This is a genomic window from Caenispirillum salinarum (genome assembly GCF_044803115.1).
GTDB lineage: Bacteria > Pseudomonadota > Alphaproteobacteria > Rhodospirillales > Rhodospirillaceae > Caenispirillum > Caenispirillum salinarum_A.
In genome coordinates this window covers 3,755,735-3,779,047 of sequence record NZ_CP085224.1, presented here as the reverse complement: position 1 = coordinate 3,779,047, position 23,313 = coordinate 3,755,735, and the positions used below count along the sequence as shown (strand labels likewise).

The window sequence follows — 23,313 nt, the reverse complement described above, 5'->3', positions numbered from 1 at the left end:
GCGGCGGACCTTCTCGGGAGGTGGGGCGCGGGTCAGGCAGCGGCGTTGAGGCGGCGGAACAGAAGCTCCAGCGTCATGGCGCGGTTGAGCTGCCCGGGCTCGCGCAGGCGGTCGAGCCGGAAGAAGCGGGGCATGTACTCGGGCGGCCCGCCCAGCACCCGCGCCACGCGCTCGGGCGCCAGCGGCGGCGGCGGGACGGACGGCTGGCGCTTGAGCCGGAAGGTGCGGGCGCGAACGGCGGGCGGCCGCACATAGGTCGCCCAGTCCGACAGCACCCGCCGTGCCGGCGGCGGCGCGTCGAAGGCGTGGCCGTAGGCTGACGGATGCCGTGCCAGCGCCAAATCGGCCCGCGCGATCATGGCCGCCTGAAGCCGGCCGTGGTTCTTGAGCCGCAGGGGCACGGGCAGGGTCGTCGCCAGCACCTCGGCGTCCACGAAAGGAGTTACGGCAGCGCCCAGGCGGTTGTTGACGCTGGCGTTGCGGCCCATCCACCAGCGGCAGCGGGTCAGGGGATAGGTGGCTTCCACGACAGTGCGGGGCAGGGGCCGGCTTACCGCATCAGCGTCCCCGCCGCGCCCGACGTCGGCGGCCAGCCGTGCCGCGAACCGGCGGGCGTAGCCACGGGCGTCGAAGCCGGATGCGGCGGTGGCGGGGTCGTACTGGCTCCAGAACACCTGCTGCATGCCCAGCGCCGAAAGCGGTCGGTCGGGCAGGTAGAAGAAGTTGCGGAAAACCTCGCCGCCGCCGCCGTTGAGCGCAAGCCGTCCGTCATGGCAGCGCGCGAGCCGCGTCTCCAGGTCGGCGCCGCTGTCGAATGCGCCATCGTTGGGCGTGCCGTCGAAGGCTTCCAGCGTCGCCGAGACGACGGCGGCATAGGCCTCCGGGTCGGGCATGGGGCGGCTGGCCTTGTCGACGTGCTCCAGGTTCAGGCCCTCGGCGGCACAGACGGATTTGGCGATCCGCACGTCGTCGCTTGCACCAGGGCCGTAGACGTGCAGGTCCGGTACCGTCCCGTGACGCCGCAGCATGGCGAGGATGAGCCGGCTGTCGTAGCCGCCCGACAGGGCGGTGTCGAGCCCGGCGCCGCCCTGTCGCGCGAGGGCGGCGAAACGGTCGTCCAGGACCGCCAGGCAGCGCTCGGCCGCCGCCTCGGGCGTGGTGGCGTCGGCGGCGCGCTCGGGCAGGGGCATGGGGCGCGTCTGCCCGGAGACGCGGCCGTCGTCGTGAAAGGTCCAGGCGCGCAGGGAGTCGAGCAGGCGCACGTCGCGCAGCACCGTCAGCCCGCCGTGGGCGGCACCGTGAAAGACGTAGTCCCGCACGCCGTCGGCGTCGACGGCCGGCGAGTCCAGAGCCTCGGCCAGGGCCAGGAACGATGACGAGATCACCGCCGGCGCCTCGCTGCGGAACAGGTGGAAGGTGCCGCAGCGGTCGGTCATCACCCGCACCGCGCCCCGGACGCCGGCGGCGACGGCGAAGCTGCCCCACAGCGCCGGCTCATCCAGGCGGTCCGCCACCAGGTCGGCCAGCAGCGGCGCCAGCGCGTCCCGGCCATAGCGGCTCCGATAGAACACGGTGCCGGCAAGGGCGATGACGTTGCCGGCGTTGTCCGCATGGACGAGCGGCAGGCCGCCGCTCAAGGGCGCAAAGCAGGTGATCCGGTGGCTGTTGTGGGTTGCCGTGCGGCCGGCGGCGAAGCCCTGGCGCCGGAAGGACTGCTCCAGCCGCGCCTGAAGGCGGCCGGCCGCCGGCGAGCCGTCGTCGCGGGTCAGGAACAGGGCGCCCATGGTCAGGGCTTGCCGGTGGGGAATTCCACCAGGTACGAAATCTGGAACTTGTCGATACCCGACGCCTGCCAGACCATCTGCATGCCGCCGCCCACGTAGTAGACCGGCATGTACTCCATGCGCACCCGGCCGCACATGATCCACGTGCGGTGCCACTGCGGGTGCCAAAGGCCCGGCGGCGAACGATCCATGATGGTGCCGTCCACCCACATCAGCTTGCGGGCGCCGCAGAAATAGCGCAGGCCGATCCAGGTCTCCTTGTCGATGACGTCGCCGAATTTCTCGCGCAGCCAGTCGTGGGTCTGGCGATCCTTCACCACCGCCAGGCGGCCGGGAACGCCGTGGTAGGTCTTGCGGGCGGCAGCCTTGCGCACCCCGCGCCAGGCCGCACCACCCATGATGTTCATGTCGACGTAGGCGAAGTAGGACTTGGTGTGCGGATTATAGAACGGCCCAACCATGATCTCCTTGGCGCCAAGCGCGGGCGTCGTGAACAGCAGAACCAGCATGGTTGCCGCCGCAAGGGCGAACGCGGTCAGAGAACGGCTTCCGGCAGGCATGGCTCACCCTGTTCCTTGGACCCTTTGGCGGGGCGCGCGCCGCCGCGAAGGGTCTGTTCGCATTAAAAAAAGCCTAGAAGCGGCAGCCCCGATTGTCGACGGAACCGCCGGTTTAAGCCGATCGTGGGGGCGCGCCGGCGACAGGGCTCGAAGTCGCCGGCGCCGCGGTGCGGGCCGGTGATGCCTTGCCGGCGCAGCGGCCGAGCAGCGCCTCCAGCGCCTCGAACTGGGCGCCGCGGGCATGGTCGGCGGAAGCGTCTTCGGGCGGTGCGGCGACCCGTTCCGTCGCAGCCTTTTCCTCCAGCCATGCCGACAGGTGGGCGGCGATGGCGGCGGGGTCGTCGGACACCCGGCCCAGTCCGCCGTCGCGCAGGATGTCCGCCGCCTCGCCGGTGGTGGAGCCCACCGACAGGATGGGGCGGCGGCAGCCGATGTACTCGAACAGCTTGCCGGCCAGCACATGGTCCTCGCGCCGGTCGTTCCAGCGCAGCAGCAGAAGCACGTCGGCGGCCTTCTGCAGGCCCAGCAGCGTGGCGCGCGGGACAGGGTCGTGCACGCTCACCACCGGGGCGGCCAGCCCGTGTTCGGCCGCCATGGCCTCCACGGTGGCGCGCTCGCTGCCGTAGAAGTGGACGCGCACACGGGCCCGCTGTTCGTGCGGCAGGCGGGCGATAGCGGCGAACAGCGGGCGCGGGTCGCGCTTGTCGCCATACAGCACGCCGGCATAGATGATGGTCAGGTGCGCCGGATCGGCGGCTCCGGCCGGCGGCGGCGCGGCGGCGATCTCTGCCGGATCGAAGCCGTTGCGGGCCAGGCACACCGGCGTCTGCGGCCATTGCGCGGAGAGTTGGCGGCGCCAGCCGTCGGTGACGGTGGCAAGCCCGGCGGCCGAGCCCAGCACGCGCGCCTCCGTCCGGCCGTCCAGCCAGGCCCGCACGCCGGTGCCGTCGTAGTACGGATGCCCCGTCCACAGGTCGCGGAACTCCGCCACCCAGGGGACGCTGTGGCGTCGGTGCAGACCCTCCGCGACCAGCAGGCCCGAGTGGGGCGGGGCGGTGGCGAGGATCACGTCGGGGCGGCGCGCCGCGATCAGGGCGTCGCCGTGGCGGGCGGCGTCCGGCAGCCAGCCGCTCTGCTGGTCGGGCCAGCCGGTCAGGCGGCGCAGGCCATCGGCGGGACGGCGCAGGACGCGCGCTGCGCCGGCGGGATCGCGAAGCAGGGCCCGCGCGCTGAGCGGCGGGGCGACCTCGGCCCAGGTTACCGAGCCTTCGGGCAGGCCGTGGTCCATGACGGGGGGAAAGTCGGCGTTGCGCGCCGCCAGCACGCGCACGCGGTGGCCGCGCTGCCCGAGAAACCGCGCCAGAGCCGGCGCCCGCGTGGCGGCCAGGGGCGCATGGGGCGGGAAGAACCCGGCGACCAGCAGGATGTCCAGCGGGGCCACGCTCATGAGCCGCCATGTCCCTGCTGGGGCCGCATGGTCGAGCTGCGGGGCGATGCCGGCGTCGGCGCGCCCTGCGGCGGCCGGCGGCCGGCCCGGGCCTGTTCGGCAAGAGTGGCGGCCTTCGGCGTGGCGACGGCGTCGCCCTCGATGACGAGGCGCAACATCACCAGGATCACCAGGATGTGGTAGAACAGGTCGAAGGTCGCCATGTTGAGGAACAGGCCGCCGACGGAATAGCCCACGAGACTGACCTGCACCATGGCGGCCAGGTCGCGCGCCCACTCGCAGCCCGGCACGTGGCGCACCTGCCGCACGATGCTGCCGGCGGTGAAGAAGCCCGTCGCCAGGATCGCCAGGAAAAGCGCCAACCCGATGAAGCCATGCTCGCCCAGCACCTCGAAGTAGTTGCTGTGGAAGGCCCGGGCGACGTCGCCATCGGGGACGAGGGCGAGGAACAGGCCGGAGTCGATGGGATTGAACCCGCCGCCGAACAGCGGCCGCATCTCGGCCAGGCGCCACGCAAAGGTCCACGCGTCGAAGCGGCCCTGCACCGAGGAGTCCTCGGTATAGGCTTGGATCGTCGCCATGCGCGCCATCCATTCGGGCGGCATGACGCTCAGGCCCAGGATGAGGGCGAAGACACCGAGCCCGATGATCGCCATCTTGTGCCGCGACTTCAGGAACAGCCAGAGCAGGCAGGCGCTGCCGGCGATGAAGGCGCCGCGCGAGTACGACCCGATGATCGACGCGCCGATCAGCGCCATGGACAGCAGCAGGCCGCGGCGGATCCAGACGTCGCCGCTCTGAAGGTGCAGGTAGCGCACCATGGGCAGCAGCATGATCAGGGCAAGGGCCAGGTGGTTGTTGTCCTCGATCATGGTGTTGGGCGGCCCCCACACGCGGTAGCCGCCGCCGTTGATCAGGGTGAACAGCCCGCCCTTGACGCCGTAGAACCCGATGCACAGCACGATGACCCAGACGAAGGCGTGGATGCGCTCGCGACTGGCCATCATGGGAATGGTGATGAAGGTCATCAGCAGGACCTTGAACACCTTGTCCCACTTCTCGTAGGCCGACCCCGGCGCGAGAGCCATGACCGTTGTCATGGTCATGTAGCCGAAGAAGATCAGCAGCAGCACCGTGATCGGCGTCAGCGGCACCGCCTTGCGGTACCCGCTGGAAATCATGAAGGAAAAAATGGTCGCCAGGCCGATCAGCATGCCGAAGGGCAGGTCGTTGACCCGGCCCCAGCCCAGCTGGTGCGGGTTCATGTACGACACCACGCACCATCCCAGGATGCCCAGGTACGGCCAGCGCAGGATGGCCGGGATCATGCCCGCCATGAACATCATGATGAAAATATCGCGCATGGCGCTGTCCGGCTCGCTCCCAGGGCGGTCGAGGTCGTTGACGCCGCTGAACTATGGCACGCGGACGAGCCGCCTAGGAGTCCGTCGTCGGGTTTAGTCCGCGTGAGATGATGAGACCTGGCGCCAGGCACGGTATTGATGAAACACCGCGAAATTCTTTTCCGGATACTTGGAGGCGCCCCGTGGAAACCGGCATCCTGATCCTTGCCATGGGCGCGGTCGGCTTCGTGATGTACTGGCTGGTGATGAACGACGGTGCCCCCAGCATCCGCGATCAGAAGGGCCTGCTGCGCATGGTGCCGCCCAAGGACGAGACCGCCCGGGACGAGGCCGCGGCCCGCGAGCGCGCCGCCACCGTTAAGCGTCGGTTCGACGATTGACCCTGGACCTCATCCACCGTCCTGCCATCTTTCCCGCGTCACTCCCGGAGGCTGCCGCCATGCACGACCGCCTGTCGAATCTCATCCTCTCGGCGGCGCTGCGCGATCCGCTGGCGACCGCCCTTCGCTGCGGCGGCGAGTCCCTGACCTACGGCGATCTCGCCCAGGCGGTGGAAGCCTGCGCGCGCGGACTGGTCGCGGAAGGACTGCACCGCACCGAGCGGGTGGCCATCTACCTGGACAAGCGGTTCGAAACGGTGGTCGCCAGCTTCGGCGCAGCCCATGCCGGCGGCGTCTTCGTGCCGGTGAACCCGGTGCTCAAGGGGCGCCAGGTGCAGCATATCCTGACCGACTGCAACGTCCGTGTCCTGGTGACCAGCGGCGCCCGGCTGAGCGCGCTCGCCGACGTGCTGCCCGACTGCCCGGACCTGCGGACGGTCGTGCTGGTGGACGAGGCGCCCGACCCGCCGCCGACGCTGCACGGGGTGGACCTGCTGCGCTGGCGCGACGTCATGGCGGCCGGATCGGGCCTCGGCGCGCCGGCCCCGCACCGGGTGGTGGATCAGGACATGGCGGCGATCCTCTACACCTCGGGCTCCACCGGCCTGCCCAAGGGTGTGGTGCTGTCCCATCGCAACATGCTGGCCGGCGCCCATTCGGTGGCGTCCTACATCGGCAACACGGCCGAGGACCGCATTCTCTCGCTTCTGCCGCTGTCCTTCGACGCGGGCTTCAGCCAGTTGACGACGGCCTTTGCCTCGGGCGCGCGGGTGGTGCTGCTGAACTACCTGCTGCCGCGCGACGCCGTGAAGGCGGTCGCGGCGGAAGGGATCACGGGCATCACCGGCATTCCGCCCCTGTGGGTGCAACTCGCCCAGTGCCGCTGGCCCGACGAGGCGGCGGCGGGCCTGCGCTACATCGCCAACACGGGCGGACGGATGCCGCGCGCGGTGCTCGACCGGTTGCGGGCGCTGCTGCCCTATACCCAGTGCTACCTGATGTACGGGCTGACGGAAGCCTTCCGCTCCACCTACCTGCCGCCGGGGGAGGTCGACCGCCGCCCCGACAGCATCGGCAAGGCCGTGCCCAATGCGGAGGTGCTGGTGGTGCGCAGGGATGGGTCGCCCTGCGCTCCCGGCGAACCGGGGGAACTTGTCCACCGGGGCGCCTTCGTGGCGCTGGGCTACTGGAACGACCCGGACCGCACGGCGGCCCGCTTCAAGCCCGCGCCCGGCCAGCCCGCCGGGCTGCCGCACCCGGAGATCGCGGTGTGGTCGGGCGACACGGTGAAGATGGACACCGAGGGCTATCTCTATTTCGTCGGGCGCGAGGACGAGATGATCAAGACGTCGGGCTATCGCACCAGCCCGACGGAGATCGAGGAAGTGCTCTATGCAACCGGCCTGGTGGGCGAAGTGGTCGCCATCGGCGTGCCGCACCCCGATCTGGGGCAGGCGGTGGTGTTGGTCGCCACCGGCCTGGACGGTGGCGCCCTGGACGCCGACGCGCTGATGGAAGCGGCGCGGGCGGAGCTTCCGGCCTACATGGTGCCGCGCCGGGTGGTCGCCATGGACGCCCTGCCGCGCAACGCCAACGGCAAGCCCGACCGCAAGGGCCTCGCCACCGTCCACGCCGACACATTCCGCAAAGAGGAAGCCTGACATGAACGCGCCCCTGACCGCAGACACGGGCGCCTCCCGCGTCCACGGCTTTCCCGTTCTGGGCGACCAGTTGGGCGTGGGCGGCGTGCCGCTGGCGCGCCTGGCCGCGCGGGTGGGGCGCACGCCCTTCTACGCCTACGACCGCGGCCTGTTGAGCGAGCGTGTCGCGGCCCTGCGCGCGCACCTGCCGGCGGCCGTGCATCTGTCCTACGCGGTGAAGGCCAATCCCATGCCGGCGGTGGTCCAGCATCTGGCGCGGCTGGTGGACGGCTGCGACGTGGCCTCGGCCGGCGAGTTGGCAACGGTGCTCGACACCGGCATGGATCCGGCCCGAGTCTCCTTCGCCGGGCCCGGCAAGCGGTCGGAAGAACTGGCCCAGGCGGTGGCGGCCGGGGTCACGGTGAACGTCGAAAGCCCGGCGGAGCTGGAGGAGATCGCCCGCCACGGCGACCGGCTGGGCATCACGCCGCGCGTCGCCGTGCGGGTGAACCCGGACTTCGAACTGCGCGGCTCGGGCATGCGCATGGGCGGCGGGGCCAAGCAGTTCGGGGTGGATGCCGAGGAGGTGCCGGCCCTGCTGGCGCGGATCGGCGCGCTGGACCTGACCTTCGTCGGCTTCCATTGCTATTGGGGCAGCCAGGCCCTGCGCCCGGCGCTGATCCGCGAGGCCCAGGAAAAAAGCGTTGAGTTGATCCTGCGCCTGACCGATGACGCGCCGGGCGCGCCGGAGATGGTCAACCTGGGCGGCGGTTTCGGCATCCCCTATCACGACAAGGACACGCCCCTGCCGCTGGCCGAGGTGGGCGAGGGCATGGCGGGCGTGGTCGAGCGCCTGGCCGCCGCCCTGCCGGAGGCCCGGCCGGGGATCGAACTGGGCCGCTACCTGGTGGGCGAGGCCGGTGTCTACGTCTGCCGCGTCGTCGATCGCAAGGTGTCGCGCGGGCAGGTGTTCCTGGTGACCGACGGCGGCCTGCACCATCACCTGGCCGCCACGGGCAACTTCGGGCAGGTGCTGCGGCGGAACTATCCGGTCGCCATCGGCACCCGCATGACCGGCAACGGCATCGAGACCCAGAGCGTCGTCGGCTGCCTGTGCACGCCGCTGGACCTGCTGGCCGACCGGGTGGAACTGCCGCGGGCCGACGTGGGTGATCTGGTGGTGATCTTCCAGTCCGGCGCCTACGGCGCCAGCGCCAGCCCCGCCGGCTTTCTGGGGCATGGCGGCCCGGCCGAAGTGCTGGTCTGACCATCCGTTTCCCGATTCTCCGAGCCTATGGCCGGGTGCCTTTCGCGGGCGCCCGGCATCGGCGCGTGCGCGGCCCCTGAACGGGTCGCGACTGGCGAGGAATGGCAAGGTGTTGGCAGCCTTTACGCCGGCCAAACGGCCGTATCGGCACGAACCCCCCGGCTTTGCGGGCATCGGGCCGGCGGAAGGCGCCCACGGGTGTCGGAGGTTTTTCCACATGGCGGAGATGCTGCCCGGGAAGGTTCCATAAGGCGCTGAAAAACAGGGAAAAAATCATTTGGCACGCGGCTTGCTGAAATGGCGTCGGGTTTAACCGCCATCAGACGAAGACCGCGGCGCAGGCCGCACTGCTAAGGGAGCCTTCGATGTTTAAGAGATTTCTCACCTCATCCGTGGTGAAGGCGGCGGGCGCCGCTGCCTTCGCTCTCGGACTGTACGCCGCGCCGGCCGCAGCCGCGCCGCAATTCACCGTGGACGAGGACCCGGTGGGCGGCAACGAAGTCACGGCCGACACCATGGTGCTCCTGTTCACCGCCTTTACCGACGTTGACGGCACGCCGGATGCCGGCACGTTCTTCCAGGAAGGCCAGGTGCGCTACACCACCTTCACGCTCAATGGTATCGACCTGACGGCCGGCCTGAACAGTGATTACAAGCTGTTCGGCAACTTCACGGCCACCGGTTCGTCGACCTCCGTCGCCGACGGCACGATCACCGAGGCCGAAGGGTTCTACGACACGTTCGAGTTCACCCTGTACTATGACCGTACGCCCACCGATACCGGACTGGACCTCGATCCGTCCGACAACGTGGTGGACCCGTTCCGGTATGAGGTGGACGGCGACACGGAAACGGTTCTGACGGCCTCGCTGGTCTTTGGCTCTCAGACGATCCAGGTCCTCCCGAACGAGATCATCACGTTCGTGATCGACCTGGAGATCGAACTCACGGCGTTCGGCGAACAGTACTTCATCGATCCCGTCCCGTTCTATCAGTTGCAGCTCAACTCGGGCATCGCCGTCAACGCGATCACTGACGACGGGTTCGACGTGTTCAACGGGACCGTTGAGTCGGGTGACTTCAGCGTGATCTCGCAGGGCACGGGCGCCACGACCTTCGCGCAGGTCCCCGAGCCCGCCACCCTTGCCCTTCTGGGCTTCGGTCTGGCCGGCATCGGCATCGGCGGCTGGCGCCGCCGCAAGGCGGCCTGACCCAGAGGCCTGAATCGGCGCGGCCTGCGCAGCGGGATTCACCGCCACAAAGGAAAAGGGATGGCCTGTGGGCCATCCCTTTTCAGTGTCGTCAGTCGACAGCCGGTCAGGGGCTGGCGAAGGCGACCTCGCGCCGGCTCGGCCGCTGGCGCGTCACGGCCTCGGGCAGCACGCCGGCGGCGCGGGCGCCGGTGGTGCAGTACTGGTGGACGTCGGCGCGCTCGTCGAGCATGCGGTCCATCAGCACGTCGAAGTTCGACCAGCAGGGCTGGCGCAGGCCGTGGTGGTCGACAAGCTCGCCCCACGGATTGAAGTGGATGCCCAGGCGGGTCAGCAGGCGCAGGAGCGCCGGCTCCATCACCGCGCAGACGTGGGTCAGACGGTGCTCGTAGATGGCGGTGATGACGCCCTGGATCAGCCCCAGCGGCAGAAAGGGCAGGAAAGACGCCGCGTCACGACCCAGCGACTTGCGGATGGACTTGGACAGGCAGAACCGCGAGATCTCGCCGGTCCGCATGGGGGGCAGCACGCCGCCGCGTTCCGCCATGCCCGGCGCCACCGAGCTGATGGGATGGCCCAGCGTCGGATGCGGCAGGACCAGCCGTGCGGTGCCCAGGGCCTCGCCGTTGGTCCGGTCGATCAGCAGGACATGGATGGAATGACGATCGAAAAGGTCGCATTCCCGGCCGTCGGGAAAGTCGCTCTTCTCTTCGAATTCCCGCTCGACGCAATAGACCTGATGTCGAAGCTCAAAGCACAAGTTCCGCTCGTCACGGCTTTCGGCGCGCCGGACTTCGAACCGGTCTGCGAAGAGTGTCAGGTCCTTTTTGGCGGAGGGTTTGGGAGTAGGGGTGTGGGTGGGGGTGTGGGAAGGAACGGTTGACCGCTTCAGGATTTGGCCGGCTGTCGCGATGTCGGGCCGAACCATGGTGCTCTCACTCTGCATCTCACGCATTTTTGTTCCCCGACTCATTCCTTGAGTTTAATCCGATTGGGATAGCGGGTTATATATCTTTTGGACGGGTCATAGTAGGCGGGGCGGCGCTTAATAAATAGTAACCAACCCGTGACAATCCGGTGGTTGATGAAGGCAAAGCTGACACAAATGCGGTCACAGCCCTGTCACGGCAGTATCCGCCGCGAGTGAAGGCGTCGATACAACTGGAAAAAGCATAAAATTTGATGGTTTTTCGTCTTGTTTTGGCTCTCAGGGACTGAGGTAGGTGCAAATGGACCCAAGTAGCGCCTTGCAACGGTGGCGGCATACCGTTGGTGCCGAGCATGTTCTGGAGCACCAGGAGTGCCACGACTACAGTCGTAATACCTTGGGACTTGACCGGCCGGTACAGGCCGTCGTCCGGCCGTCGACCATCGACGAGGTTCGCAACTGCGTGGTCATTGCCTCGGAAGCCGGCGTGCCGCTGTATCCCGTCAGCACCGGGCGCAACTGGGGCTACGGCAGCCGTCTTCCGCCACTCGATGCTGTGGTCCTGGACCTGGGCCGGCTGGCGCGCATCGAGGTCCGGGCCGACGAATCGGACCTCGGGATGGTGACGGTGGAGCCGGGCGTGACCCAGGGCCAGCTCAGCCGCCACCTCGATGACCACGGCCTGCCGTTCATGGTGCCGACCACCGGCGCCGGGCCCGATTGCAGCCTGCTCGGCAACGCCCTGGAGCGCGGCTTCGGCATCACGCCCGCCACCGACCATTTCGCGGCTGTGGTGGCTGTGACCGTCGTGCTGCCCGACGGGTCGCTGTACGAGTCGCCCCTGTGCGCGCTGTCGGCCCCGGATCAGCGGGTGCCGGCCTTCAAGTGGGGCATCGGGCCGTACCTGGACGGGCTGTTCGGCCAGTCCAACCTGGGTGTCGTGGTGCGCATGACCCTGCAACTGGTCCGCCGGCCCGAGCGGGTGGAGGCCTTCGTCTTCAACCTCAAGCGCGACGCCGACCTGGAAGCGGCGGTCGATGCCGTGCGCGGCCTGCAGCAGAGCCTTCCGGGGCTGGTGGGCGGGATCAACCTGCTCAACCGGCGCCGCGGCCTGTCCATGTTCGCGCCCTATCCCGACGACGAAGGACGCCTGATCCCGGACCCGCGCATCGAGGCCATGGGGCGCGAGCATGGCGTGGCGCCCTGGCTGGGCATCGGCGGGCTGTACGCCGACTCCGCCGTCGTCGCCGGCGCCCGCCGCGCCATCCGTCGCCGGCTGCGCCCGGTGAGCCGCATGGTGACCTTCTTTTCCCACGATCGGGTCCGGCTTCTGCGCCGCGTGGCGGCCTGGGTTCCGGGCCGCAAGGTGGCGGTGCAGCGCGAGCGGCTGGGCTCCTTCGAGCAGGCGCTGGACATCATGGTGGGACGCCCGCGCCGCGTCGCGCTGCCGCTGGCCTACTGGCGGCCGGGCTTCAGGCCACCGGAGAGCGCCGAGACGCTGGACCCCGACCGCGACCGCTGCGGGCTCATGTGGTATGCGCCGCTTCTGCCGCTGGACGGCGCCGCCGCCCGCCGGGCAACCGATTTCGTGGAGCGCACCTGCCGCAAGCACGGCTTCAACCCCCTCATCACGCTGACCGCCCTGTCCGGCTCGGTGGCCGACGCCACGGTGCCGCTGCTGTTCGACCCGGACACCGAGGCCGAGGCGGCGCGGGCCTGCTATCTGGAACTGGTGGACGAGGGCCGCAAGCTGGGCCTCCAGCCCTATCGCCTGAACGTCGCCGCCATGGACCGCGTCACGGGGCAGGAGGGCCCGACGTGGGACCTGGCGCGGCGGATCAAGCACGCCGTCGACCCGAAGGGGATCATCGCGCCGGGACGCTACATCGCCGCCGACTCCGACCCCGACCCCGACCCCGACCCCAGCCCCGGCCCCAGTCACGGCCCCAGCCCCGGCCCCAGCCACGGCCCCAGCCACGGCGACGGCGGGGCGTAAGCCCGATGACAGGTTGCCGGCGTGCGCGCGGGACCGCCACCATGTGGCTTCCGGTCATCCTGCGCGGGCAAGCGGCATGAAGATCCTCCACGTCCTGGACCATTCGGTGCCCATGCACAGCGGGTATTCCTTCCGCACGCTCGGCATCCTGCGCGAGCAGCGGGCCCGCGGGTGGGAAACCTGTCATCTGACCTCGCCCAAGCACACGCGCGAGGGCCCGGCGGAGGAGGAGGCCGAGGGCCTTGTCTTCCACCGCACGCCCATGCCGCCCGCGCGCGGCGCCGGTGGCTGGCCGCTGCTGCGCGAGCATGCCCTGATGCGTGCGACCGAGGCGCGCCTGATCGACGTCGTCCGCAAGGAGCGTCCCGACATCCTGCACGCCCACTCGCCGGCCCTGAACGCGGTGCCGGCGGTGCGGGTGGGCAGGCGCTTCGGGCTGCCGGTGGTTTACGAGATCCGCGCCTTCTGGGAGGACGCCGCCGTCAGCCACGGCACGGCGCGGGCCGGCGACTGGCGCTATCGCCTGACGCGGGCGCTGGAGAGTTGGGCGGTGCGCCATGCCACCGCCGTCACGACCATCGCCGAGGGCCTGCGCGGCGACCTGCTGGCGCGCGGCGTGCCGCCCGGAAAGGTCACCGTCATTCCCAATGCCGTCGACGCCAACGCTTTCCGGACCAGCGGCCGCCGCGACCCCGGCCTTGAGGCGCGGCTCGGCCTGGGCGGCTGCGTCGTGCTGGGCTTCCTGGGCTCGTTCTACGGGTACGAAGGACTGGACGGGCTTCTGCGCGCCCTGCCGGACATCGCCCGCCGCCGGCCCGAGGTGCGCGTGCTGCTGGTGGGCGGCGGCCCCGAGGATGCGCGGTTGCACGCCCTGGCGGCGGACCTGGGCGTGGCGGACCGGGTGGTCTTCACCGGCCGCGTCCCGCACGCCGAGGTGCAGGCCTATTACGACCTGGTGGACGTGCTGGTCTTCCCGCGCGCCCGCATCCGCCTGACCGACCTGGTGACGCCCCTGAAGCCGCTGGAGGCCATGGCCATGGGCAAGCCCGTTCTGGCCTCGGACGTCGGCGGTCATCGCGAGCTGATCCGCGACGGCGCCACCGGCTGGCTGTTCCCGCCGGACGATCCGGCGGCCCTGGCGGCCGCCGTGGACCGGGTCCTGGCCGACCGCGACCATTGGCCGGCGGTGCTGGAGGCCGCCCACGCCTATGTGGAAGGGGAACGGTCGTGGCGGGCGGTGGTAGCGCGCTATGAAGGCGTCTACGGCCCCCTCGTTCCGCCTTCCCGCCGGCGCCCGAAGACCGCCGGGCCGCAGCCCGCCGACGTGGCGGCCGAGGCCTGACGACGCGCTGCGCCGAGTGTCGTTCCCGCTTTAACCCCGCCGGTTTAGTCCGTCGTAACCGTTGCTCCGGCCGGGGCGGGCGGCGACCCTGAGAAGGCTCAGGGAGGTGCAGGACCGTTCATGACAGACCCCGCCGCCGCATACCCCGCAGACCGTGCGCAACGGCCGGCGCCAGGCTCCGATGCCGGCGTGCCGCTGGTGGTGCACGTGGTCGACCGGCTGGGCGTCGGCGGCATGGAGAACGGCCTGGTCAATATCATCAACGGCACCGATCCGGCGCGGGTGCGCCATGCCGTGGTCTGCCTGCGCGCCGCGGGGGCCTTCCAGGCGCGGCTGACGCGCGGCGATGTGCCGGTGATCGTTCTGGGCAAGAAGGACGGCAAGGACCCCGCCGCCTACCTGCGCCTGTGGAGCCTGCTGCGCCGCCTGCGCCCCGACGTCGTCCACACCCGCAACCTTCCGGCGGTGGACATGGTGGTGCCGGGCCGCCTGTGCGGCGCCTCGGTCGTCATCCATGGCGAGCACGGCCGCGACGCGGTGGAGGAAGACGGCGCCAACCGCCGCTACAACCGTCTGCGCCGCGCCGTCAGCCCGCTGGTCGACGGCTATGTGGCGGTCTCCAGGGATATTCAGCGGTGGATGACCGGAACCGTCGGCCTGCCGGCGGCGAAAGTCCGTCACATCTGCAACGGCGTCGACAGCCGGCGCTTTCGCCCCCTTTCCGAAGCAGGTGCGGGCACGCGCGGCCCGCTGCCGGCGCCCGAAGGCTTCGCCGGACCGGACCAGGTGGTGTTCGGCACGGTCGGGCGCATGCAGACGGTCAAGGACCAGGTGACGCTGGCGCGGGCCTTCTGCCGCGCCGTGGACGCCATGCCCGACGGCCGCCGCCGCCTGCGTCTGGCGCTCATCGGCGACGGCCCGCTGCTGGCGGAGTGCCGCGCCGTGCTTGCAGAGGCCGGGGTGTCGGACCTGGCCTGGATGCCCGGCGCCCGCGACGACGTCCCGGCGCTGCTGCAGGGGCTCGACGTTTTCGTCCTGCCGTCGCGGACCGAAGGCATCTGCAACACGATCCTGGAAGCCATGGCCTCGGGCCTGCCGGTGCTGGCGACGGACGTGGGCGGCAATCCCGAATTGGTCACGTCGGGCGAGACGGGCCTGCTGGTGCCGCCGTCCGATCCCGAGGCCCTCGCCGGCGCCATGATCCGCCATGCCGGCGATGCCGCCTTGCGCCGCCGCCAGGGCGCGGCGGGACGGGCGCAGGTGCTGGAGCGCTTCGCGCTGGACGTCATGGTGGAGGCCTACCTGCGGACCTACGAGACGCTGCTTGCCGCGCGGCGCCGCTCGCGGCGCGGCGGCCGGTCGGCCGTTCCCGCGGCGGGGGAGGCCGGCACGCCATGACTCTTCCGCTGCGCCTGCTGACCTTCACCACCCTCTATCCCAACGCCGCGCAGCCGCACCACGGCGTGTTCGTGGAAAACCGCCTGCGCCACTTGCTGGAGCACGACCACGGCATCACCGCCCGCGTCGTCGCGCCGGTGCCGTGGTTCCCGTTCTCCCACCCGCGCTTCGGAGGCTATGCCGCCTTCGCCCGCGCCCCGGCGGCGGAAACGCGGCACGGCATAGCGGTGGAGCATCCGCGGTATCCGGTGATCCCCAAGGTGGGGATGACCGCCGCCCCCTATCTGCTCTATCGCGCCGCGCGGCCGGTGCTGGAGCGTCTGCGCGCCGACGGATACCGCTTCGACATGATCGATGCCCACTATTTCTATCCCGACGGTGTGGCGGCGGCCCTGCTGGCGCGGCACTTCGGCGTGCCGCTGTCCATCACGGCGCGCGGGACCGACATCAACCTGATCCCCCGCTACCCGCGTCCCCGCCGCATGATCCGCTGGGCCGCCGGCCAGGCCGATGCGCTGGTTACGGTGTGCGAGGCGCTCAAGGACGGCCTGGTGGACCTGGGCGTGCCGGCCGGCCGCGTGACGACCCTGCGCAACGGCGTCGACCTGACCATGTTCCGCCCGCCCGCCGACCGGGCCGCCCTGCGCAGGGACCTGGGCCTGCCGCCTGCCGGCGCCGCGCCGGTGCTGGCGAGTGTCGGCCACCTGATCGAGCGCAAGCGCCATCACCTGGCCATCGAGGCCCTGCCGCACCTTCCGCCCGAGACCCGCCTGCTCATCGCCGGCGAAGGACCGGAGGAAGGCGCCCTGAAGCGGCGGGCGGAGGTGCTTGGCGTCGCGGGCCGGGTGCGCTTCCTGGGGCGCCTGCCGCACGACCGGCTGCACGAGGTCTACGGCGCCTGCGATGCCCTGGTGCTGGCGTCCTCGCGCGAGGGCTGGGCCAACGTGCTGCTGGAGGCCATGGCCTGCGGCACGCCGGTGGCGGCCTCGCGCATCTGGGGCACGCCCGAGGTTGTGGCCGCGCCCGAGGCGGGCCGGCTGTTCGACGATCCCACGGGCGCGGCGGTGGCGCGGGCCGTGGCGGCGCTTCTGGCCGATCCGCCCGACCGGGCGGCGACCCGCGCCTATGCCGAGCGCTTCGGATGGGACGATACCAGCCGCGGGCAGGCTCGCCTTTTCCGCGCCGCCGTCGGCGCCCCGGCGGCGGCCTGATCCTGAGCGCGCGTAATATTCTAGTCAGAGGGTGGCACAATGATTCGACAGCGCGTCCGACAGACGTCTCTTCGCACGGTGGTCGCGGCCTCCGTCCTCGCCTTGACGGCCACTCTGGCGCCGGTCCCCATGGACGCGGCGCACGCGGCCGACGTGGACCAACTGTTGGAAGAGGCCCGCAGCTTCCGCGCCGAGGGCCGCGTTGCCGACAGCATCATCCAGATCAAGAACGCGCTCCAGCAGGAACCGGCGAACGCCGAGGCCAACGCGCTGCTGGGCGACATCTACCTGGGGGCGGGCGACATCCAGCGCGGCCGCCTGCAACTTGAGCGCGCCCGCGACCTGGGCGGCGCGCCGGACCTGTGGATGCTGCCACTCATGCGGGCCTGGCTGGCGTCCGGCGAGGCCGCGCGGGTGATGGAACTCACGGAAGACCTGCCCGAAAGCCTGGACCCGGTGCTGCGGGCCGACGCCCTGGCGCTGCGCGGACGGGCGCAGGCCGCCGCCGGTGACGTGGAGGCGGCGCGCGAGACGATGACCCAGGCCATGGAGCTGGCCCCCAAGGCGGCGCTGCCGCCCGCCGGCCTGGCGCGGCTGGAGGCGTCTGCCGACAACCTGAAGGCGGCGTCGGAACTGGCGCAGAAGGCGCTGGACAATGCGCCGGACGACCCCGACGTCCTCTATATCGCCGGCGACGTGGCGTTGACGCGGGGAGAGACGGCCAAGGCCCTGGAGCACTACCGCGCCATCAAAGACCTGCGGCCCATGAACCCCTTTGTCCGCGTGCCGCTGGCCCAGGCCCTGATCACCGCCGGACAGATGGACGCGGCGGCGGAGGAACTGGACTGGGTGCTGTCGAAGGTGCCCGAGTACGCGCAAGCGGTCTACCTGCGCGGCCATGTGGCCTATGTCCAGGGCCAGTTGAGCGAGGCCGACACGCTTCTGGCGCGCGGCCTGGCGTCGGACCGGTCCAACCAGCGCATGCAGCTGCTGGCAGGGCTGGTGAAGTTCCGCCTGGGGCAGCATGAACAGGCGGTGCGCCTTCTGTCCGGGCTTGCCGAGGGCGCGGAGGCGCTGCCACAGGCGCGCATCGCCCTGGGAGCCTCGCTGCTGGAGACGGGCAGGAACGAGCGCGCCTATCGAGTGCTCACGCCGCTGTCCGACGACATGAAGCAGAACGCTGACGCCCTGGCGCTGGCCGGGCAGGCGGCGCGGCTGGCCGGCAAGCCCGAGGAGTCGCTCGACCTGCTGCGCGCGGCGTCGGAACTGCGGCCCGACGACGCCGCGATCCTGCGCCAGCTTGCCGCCACCCACTCCGCTTTGGGGCAGGGTGAGGAGGGGCTCGAGACCCTGGGCGCCGCGGTGGAGAAAGACACCAGCAACGACCGCGCCGTGGCGACATATTTCGCCATGCTGATGCAGAAGAACCTGCCCGATCAGGCGCTGGCGGTGGCCGACCAGGTGGTGACGGACCGGCCCGAGACGGGGCGCGGCCACACCATGCGCGGTCTTGCCCTGCTCGCCGGGCAGGACCCGGAGGGCGCCGAGGCCGCCTTCCGCAAGGCCATTTCCCTGGAGCCCGGAGCCGCCGATGCCGCCGGCAACCTGGCGGCGCTGCTGCGCCAGCAGGACCGGGTGGACGAGGCCGAGGCCGTGCTTCTGGCCGCCCACGAGGCGGCGCCGCGGTCCTCGGCGCTGATGCTGCGGCTGGCCGACATCGCGGCCCTGCGCGGCGACAAGGCCGAGGCGCGATCCTGGCTTGAGCAGGCGGTGGAGGCCGGCACGCCCTCGCCGCGTCCGCGGGCCCGTCTGGCGGCCCTGCTGTTGGAGGAGGGCCGTCCCGACGCGGCGCTTGCCACCGCCGTGCCAGGCCTCAACACCTTCCCGCGCGACCCCGAACTGCTGGAAATGGTGGCGCGCGCCCGGCTGGCGACCGGCGACGCCGCCAACGCCCTGGCCGCTGCCCAGACGCTGGCTGACGTCAAGGCCGATGCGGAGACGCTGAAACTGCTCGTCAACGCCGCCCGGCAGGCGGGCAACCAATCGGTCCTGTCGGACGCGCTGGAACGCTACACCGCCGTCGAGCCCGACAACCTGGAGGTCCGGCTGGCGCTGGCTGCGCTGGAACTGGGCGACAACGACGCCGCAGGCGCCCGCGAACACATGGATGCGGCGCTGGCCCTGGCCCCCGACGACGCGCGGGTCATCCAGATGGAGACCCGCACGCGCCTGGCACGGGACCCGCGCGACGGCGTCGCCTACCTGCGCGACAAGATCGCCGGCATGGACGCACCCCCGGGCGACCTGGTCCATCTGCTGGCCTCGGCGGAGCGGCCCCTTGAGCCCGAGCAGGCCGTGGCGCGCCTGAGCGACTGGAGCGCGGCGAATCCCGAGGACACGCGGGCGCGCGTCATCCTGTCCATGTGGCACATCGAGGACGGCCGCTTCGAGGCCGCCGAGCCCCTTCTGGAGAGCCTGGTGGCGGACGATCCCGAAAGCTGGGTCAACCACAACAACCTGGCCTATGTCCTGATGCGGCAGGGGCGGCTTGACGCGGCGCTGGACCACATCGCCAAGGCCCGGATGCACGGCGGCAATCAGCCCGAGCTGCTGGATACCGAAGGCCAGATCCGCCTGCGCATGAACGACCTGGTGATGGCCGAGCAACTGTTCCGCCAGGCCGCCAGCCAGACGGCGCGCCCCGGCCACCGCCTCAACCTGGCCGAGGCGCTGGTGGCCCTCGACCGCCGCGACGACGCCCGGCAAGTGCTTGAACAGGTGCAGGGCGCCCGCACCACCGACGCCGAGCGCGAGCGTACCCGCGATCTTCTGGCCCGCCTGGAGGTTGGTCCCGAGGAGGCGCAGGCGCAGTAGTCATCATCTTCAGCAAGTTGTCTGCCACTCAGCACGCCGGGCGGCCGGTCTTCCGACAGGCCGCCCGGCGATGTTTTTTGTTGCGACATTATTAGGACTATTCATCCGTTGCGCAGATTATTACTGATCGCCCGACGGGGTAGAACGGAATAACGCCCCTCTACGGCCTACCCGCCTTTGTTCCCGACGGCGCTGCTCCGGTACTTTCATTGGGGTTTACGCGAACACTGTCACGGAGCGCTTTCCATGATGCGGGTGTTCGGACACCACATCGCCGTCCCGGTTCTGCTTCTCGCCGTCCTGGAGGCGGGGGTCCTCATCGCCCTGTTCGAAGGGCTGACGGCCTATTTCGACGTGGTCCCGGCGGCCGGTCCCGGTGGCGCCGATGCCGTGACGGGGGCGCTTGACACGCCGGCTGCGGCATGGGGTGACCACACCGTGCCGCGCCTGCTCGCGGTGCTTGGCGTCGTCGTGATCGCGGCAGTGGGGATGTACAGCCGGCGGATGTTCTTCGACGTGAAGACCTTCGTCCGCCGCAGCCTGGTGATCTTCCCGCTTCTGTTCGTCGCGCTGACGGCGGCATCGGTGGCCTATGCCATGTACATGGGCACCGACTGGTCCGGCTACGTGATTCTTCTGGGCTTCGCCACGCCGGCGGCGGCTGTGGCGATCGTGCTCATCCGCTACTTCTTCGTGGAACTGGCCGATCTGGATGTCTTCAAGCGGCGCATCCTGGTGCTGGGCACCGGGCCCGCGGCCGAGCGCATCGCCGAGATGGCCGCTCCGGGCCAGCACCGCCATTTCCGTCTTGTCGGCTTCGTCGACATGGAGGACGGCGGCGCCGGCGCGGGGCGGCTGCACTGGCAGGTCTTTCCCAGGCGCCTGGCCGGCGAGCCCGCCGCGCTGCACCGCCTGGTGCGCGACCGGCGCGTCGACGAGATCGTGCTGGCCACCGCCGAGCGCCGCGCCGGCCGGGGCGGGCAGGGCGGCGGCCTGCCGCTGGACGACCTGCTGAAGTGCAAGCTGGGCGGCGTGACCATCTCGGACTATGCCACCTTCTGGGAGCGCGAGGCCGCGGAGATCGACCTCGACAGCCTGCGCCCCGGCTGGATGATCTTTTCCGACGGCTTCCGCCAGTCGCTGTCGCGGCGCTTCATCAAGCGGCTGTTCGACGTGTCCGTCAGCCTGACCTTCCTGCTCGCCACCCTGCCCATCACGGCGGTGGCGGCGGCGGCGGTCAAGCTGACCAGCCGCGGCCCGGTGTTCTACCGGCAGGAGCGCGTGGGCCTGCACGGCCGCCCGTTCGAGCTGATGAAGTTCCGCAGCATGACGGCCGACGCCGAGAAGGACGGCACGCCACGCTGGGCCGGGGCCAACGACGCGCGCGTCACGCCGGTTGGCAAGTTCATCCGCAAGACCCGCATCGACGAGATCCCGCAGGTGCTCAACGTGCTCAAGGGCGAGATGAGCTTCATCGGCCCGCGCCCGGAGCGCCCCTTCTTCGTCGATCAACTGGCCGAGCAGATCCCCTATTACCGCGAGCGCCACACCGTGCGGCCGGGCATCAGCGGCTGGGCGCAGATCAACTATCCCTACGGCGCCTCGGTGGAGGATGCCCGCCGCAAACTGGCCTACGACCTGTACTACGTGAAGAACGGCAGCCTGTTTCTGGACCTGCTGATCCTGGTGCAGACGGTGAAGGTCATCCTGTGGAACGAGGGGGCGCGCTGACGCGATGGTGGCCGGCGATTACGGCGACATCCTGAGCCTGGCCTACGGCCTGTGCGCCGCCACGTTCCTGGGCGTGGCGGCCGTCGCCCTGGCGCGCCGCCGACGCCTGCCGCCGGGGCGCGGCGTCGCCGTGGCCGTGGCCGGCGTGATCACCGCCGCCTGGGCCGCAGGGGCGGCTTTCGTCGCCCTGCCGGCGGCCGTCATGGTGATGCTGGAAGGCGCCCGCGTCGGCGCCTGGCTGGTGGTCCTGGTGGAAATCGCGCGCTTGTGGCACGGCCGGCGCCTGATGGTGCGCGGGGCTGCCGTCATCCTCGGCACCGGCGCGGCGGCGGGATTGCTGGCCGTGGCGGGACCGCTGCTGCCGGTGCTGGGCACGCTGTCGCTGGTTCCGGCGGGGCTGCTGGTGCTGGCGATCCTGGGCCTGGCGCTGATCGAGAGCATTCTGCGCGCCGCCGACGACGAAGGCCGCTGGGTGGTCAAGCACCTGTGCCTGGGGCTGGCGATCATGCTGGCCTTCGACGTCTTCCTGCTGGCCGAGTCCCTTCTGTTCGGCGGCATGGACGCGCAGCTCTATGCGGCGCGCGGGGCCGTGGGCGCCCTGTGCGCGCTGCCCATCCTGGTGTCGCTGTTCCGCAAGCCCGTCCCCGGTCGCCGCCTGCGGCCCTCGCGCGAGGTGGTTCTGCGGTCCTCCATCGTCATGGCGGCGGGCGTCTACCTGCTGCTGATGGCCGTCGTCGGCTTCTGGATGCGTGAAGCCGGCGGCGAGTGGGGCGCGGTGACGCAGGTGGTGTTCCTGATCGGGTCGGTCATGCTGCTGGGCTTCGTCTTCCTGTCCGGCGCCTCGCGGGCGCGTCTGCGGGTGATGATCGCCAAGAACTTCTTCTCCCACCGCTACGACTACCGCGCCGAGTGGCTGCGCTTCACGCAGACGGTCGCCGGCGGCGAGGACGAGGGACCGGACGCCCTGCACCACCGTATCGTCCGCGCCGTGTGCGACATCGTGGAGGGCTCCAAGGGCGCGCTGTACCTGCACCAGGAGCGTGACCGGGCCTTCCTGCCGACGGCCTTCTGGAACCTGCCCGTGACCCTGCCGGCGCTGCCCGACGACGCGGCGCTGGTAGGGTTCATGCGGCGCCGCCATTGGGTGGTGGACCTGGACGAGATGCGCCGCCGCCCGCCGCTCTACGGCTTTGAGCCGCCCGCCTGGCTGGCCGAGGCCGATGCCTGGCTGGTGGTGCCGCTGGTGCTGCGCGGCGAGGTTCTTGGCATGGTGGTGGTGGCCGCGCCGCGAGTGCGCCGGCCGCTGACGTGGGAGGACTTCGACATCCTCAAGACCGTCAGCCGCCATGCCGCCGCCACCCTGGCGACGGAGCGCGCGCTCAACGACCTGTCGGACGCCCGGCGGCTGGAGGCGTTCAGCAAGCGCACGGCCTTCCTGGTGCACGACGTCAAGAATGTCGTCAGCCAGCTTGACCTGATGCTCAAGAACGCCGACCGCTTCGGCCACCAGCCGGAGTTCCAGAAGGACATGCTGGAAACCACCGCCGGCGCCGTCGACAAGCTCCGCAAGCTGCTGGCGGAGTTGAAGCAGAGCCGCGAAGAGGCATCCTCAGAGGCCCCGACGCCGACGCCGGGGCCGGCCGGTACGTCTGCTCCGTCGGCGCCCGGAGCATCCGCCGCCGCCGCGCCCGACCTGGCGCACCAGGTGGCGGACGCCGTCACCCGCTGGCGCCGGCGCAAGCCCGACCTGCGCTGGCGCATGGAGGCCGAGGGCCTGGCCCTGCCGGCGCCGCCGGCGGACCGTCTGGGCTCGGTCCTCGATCACCTGATTCAGAACGCCATCGAGGCCGCCGGACCCGACGGGCTGGTGGAGGTCGCCCTGACACCGGCTGTGGGTGGTGACGGCGTGGCGGTGGCAGTCACCGACGACGGCGAGGGTATGGACCCCGCCTACGTCCGCGACCACCTGTTCCGCCCGCTCAAGACCAGCAAGGACGGCGGCTACGGCCTTGGCGCGTTCCAGAGCCGGGAACTGGTGCGCGAGATGGGCGGGCGCCTGGATGTGACGAGCAAGCCCGGCATGGGCACGACCATGCGCATCGTCTTCCCCCTTGCCGGCGCCGCGCCGGCCGGAGCGGTGGACGCGGATGCGCGCGCGGTCGCGAGGGAGGCTGTGTAAG

The 23,313-nt window shown here is 70.8% G+C and carries 16 protein-coding genes; 11 read left to right on the top strand and 5 right to left on the bottom strand.

The window, feature by feature from the left end; genetic code table 11:
• Nucleotides 1-32 precede the first annotated feature (32 nt).
• From LG334_RS17260 to LG334_RS17245, 4 genes are all read right to left on the bottom strand, one after another.
• Nucleotides 33-1,784, bottom strand: coding sequence for an asparagine synthase-related protein (locus tag LG334_RS17260; RefSeq protein ID WP_404379879.1), 1,752 nt, complete (start codon nucleotides 1,782-1,784; stop codon nucleotides 33-35).
• Nucleotides 1,785-1,786: 2 nt separating this feature from the next.
• Nucleotides 1,787-2,293, bottom strand: coding sequence for a C-type lectin domain-containing protein (locus LG334_RS17255; protein WP_404379878.1), 507 nt, complete (start codon nucleotides 2,291-2,293; stop codon nucleotides 1,787-1,789).
• A gap of 163 nt (nucleotides 2,294-2,456) precedes the next feature.
• A complete protein-coding gene (locus tag LG334_RS17250; protein ID WP_404379877.1) occupies nucleotides 2,457-3,791 on the bottom strand; it encodes a glycosyltransferase in 1,335 nt (444 codons plus the stop codon).
• Complete coding sequence (locus LG334_RS17245; protein ID WP_404379876.1) at nucleotides 3,788-5,155, bottom strand: putative O-glycosylation ligase, exosortase A system-associated; 1,368 nt, start codon at nucleotides 5,153-5,155, stop codon at nucleotides 3,788-3,790. Before LG334_RS17245 ends, LG334_RS17250 begins: the two co-directional genes overlap by 4 nt.
• A gap of 182 nt (nucleotides 5,156-5,337) precedes the next feature.
• On the opposite strand from LG334_RS17245, the gene LG334_RS17240 reads away from it, so the two are divergent.
• From LG334_RS17240 to pepA, 4 genes are all read left to right on the top strand, one after another.
• Nucleotides 5,338-5,535 (top strand): hypothetical protein, encoded by a 198-nt coding sequence (locus LG334_RS17240; protein WP_404379875.1) that lies wholly within the window; start codon nucleotides 5,338-5,340, stop codon nucleotides 5,533-5,535.
• A gap of 59 nt (nucleotides 5,536-5,594) precedes the next feature.
• Entirely contained in the window at nucleotides 5,595-7,196 is a 1,602-nt protein-coding gene (locus LG334_RS17235) for an acyl-CoA ligase (AMP-forming), exosortase A system-associated (protein ID WP_404379874.1), read from the top strand.
• A 1-nt stretch (nucleotide 7,197) separates the two neighbouring features.
• Nucleotides 7,198-8,442, top strand: a complete 1,245-nt coding sequence (locus LG334_RS17230) for a pyridoxal-dependent decarboxylase, exosortase A system-associated (protein ID WP_404379873.1) — start codon at nucleotides 7,198-7,200, stop codon at nucleotides 8,440-8,442.
• A gap of 365 nt (nucleotides 8,443-8,807) precedes the next feature.
• The gene (gene pepA, locus LG334_RS17225; protein WP_404379872.1) at nucleotides 8,808-9,653 is read left to right on the top strand and encodes a flocculation-associated PEP-CTERM protein PepA; all 846 of its coding nucleotides are present in this window, start codon (nucleotides 8,808-8,810) and stop codon (nucleotides 9,651-9,653) included.
• A 106-nt stretch (nucleotides 9,654-9,759) separates the two neighbouring features.
• Here pepA and LG334_RS17220 read toward each other — a convergent pair whose 3' ends face one another.
• Nucleotides 9,760-10,413 (bottom strand): PEP-CTERM/exosortase system-associated acyltransferase, encoded by a 654-nt coding sequence (locus LG334_RS17220; RefSeq protein WP_404379871.1) that lies wholly within the window; start codon nucleotides 10,411-10,413, stop codon nucleotides 9,760-9,762.
• Nucleotides 10,414-10,978: 565 nt separating this feature from the next.
• On the opposite strand from LG334_RS17220, the gene LG334_RS17215 reads away from it, so the two are divergent.
• The 7 genes from LG334_RS17215 to prsK all read left to right on the top strand — a co-directional run bounded on the left by LG334_RS17215 (nucleotide 10,979) and on the right by prsK (nucleotide 23,312).
• Nucleotides 10,979-12,577, top strand: coding sequence for an FAD-binding oxidoreductase (locus tag LG334_RS17215; protein WP_404379870.1), 1,599 nt, complete (start codon nucleotides 10,979-10,981; stop codon nucleotides 12,575-12,577).
• A 76-nt stretch (nucleotides 12,578-12,653) separates the two neighbouring features.
• Nucleotides 12,654-13,919: a TIGR04063 family PEP-CTERM/XrtA system glycosyltransferase gene (locus LG334_RS17210; protein ID WP_404379869.1), complete on the top strand. Its 1,266-nt coding sequence runs from the start codon at nucleotides 12,654-12,656 to the stop codon at nucleotides 13,917-13,919.
• A 120-nt stretch (nucleotides 13,920-14,039) separates the two neighbouring features.
• Entirely contained in the window at nucleotides 14,040-15,317 is a 1,278-nt protein-coding gene (locus tag LG334_RS17205; protein WP_404379868.1) for a TIGR03088 family PEP-CTERM/XrtA system glycosyltransferase, read from the top strand.
• Nucleotides 15,314-16,528: a glycosyltransferase family 4 protein gene (locus tag LG334_RS17200; protein ID WP_404379867.1), complete on the top strand. Its 1,215-nt coding sequence runs from the start codon at nucleotides 15,314-15,316 to the stop codon at nucleotides 16,526-16,528. Before LG334_RS17205 ends, LG334_RS17200 begins: the two co-directional genes overlap by 4 nt.
• Nucleotides 16,529-16,567: 39 nt before the next feature.
• Nucleotides 16,568-19,402 carry an XrtA/PEP-CTERM system TPR-repeat protein PrsT gene (gene prsT, locus LG334_RS17195; RefSeq protein WP_404379866.1) on the top strand — a complete coding sequence of 945 codons (2,835 nt, stop codon included), beginning with the start codon at nucleotides 16,568-16,570 and terminating at the stop codon, nucleotides 19,400-19,402.
• Nucleotides 19,403-19,648: 246 nt separating this feature from the next.
• Nucleotides 19,649-21,133 (top strand): TIGR03013 family XrtA/PEP-CTERM system glycosyltransferase, encoded by a 1,485-nt coding sequence (locus tag LG334_RS17190; RefSeq protein WP_404379865.1) that lies wholly within the window; start codon nucleotides 19,649-19,651, stop codon nucleotides 21,131-21,133.
• A 4-nt stretch (nucleotides 21,134-21,137) separates the two neighbouring features.
• On the top strand, nucleotides 21,138-23,312 hold the full coding sequence (gene prsK, locus LG334_RS17185; protein WP_404379864.1) for an XrtA/PEP-CTERM system histidine kinase PrsK: 2,175 nt from the start codon (nucleotides 21,138-21,140) through the stop codon (nucleotides 23,310-23,312).
• Nucleotide 23,313: the final 1 nt, after the last annotated feature.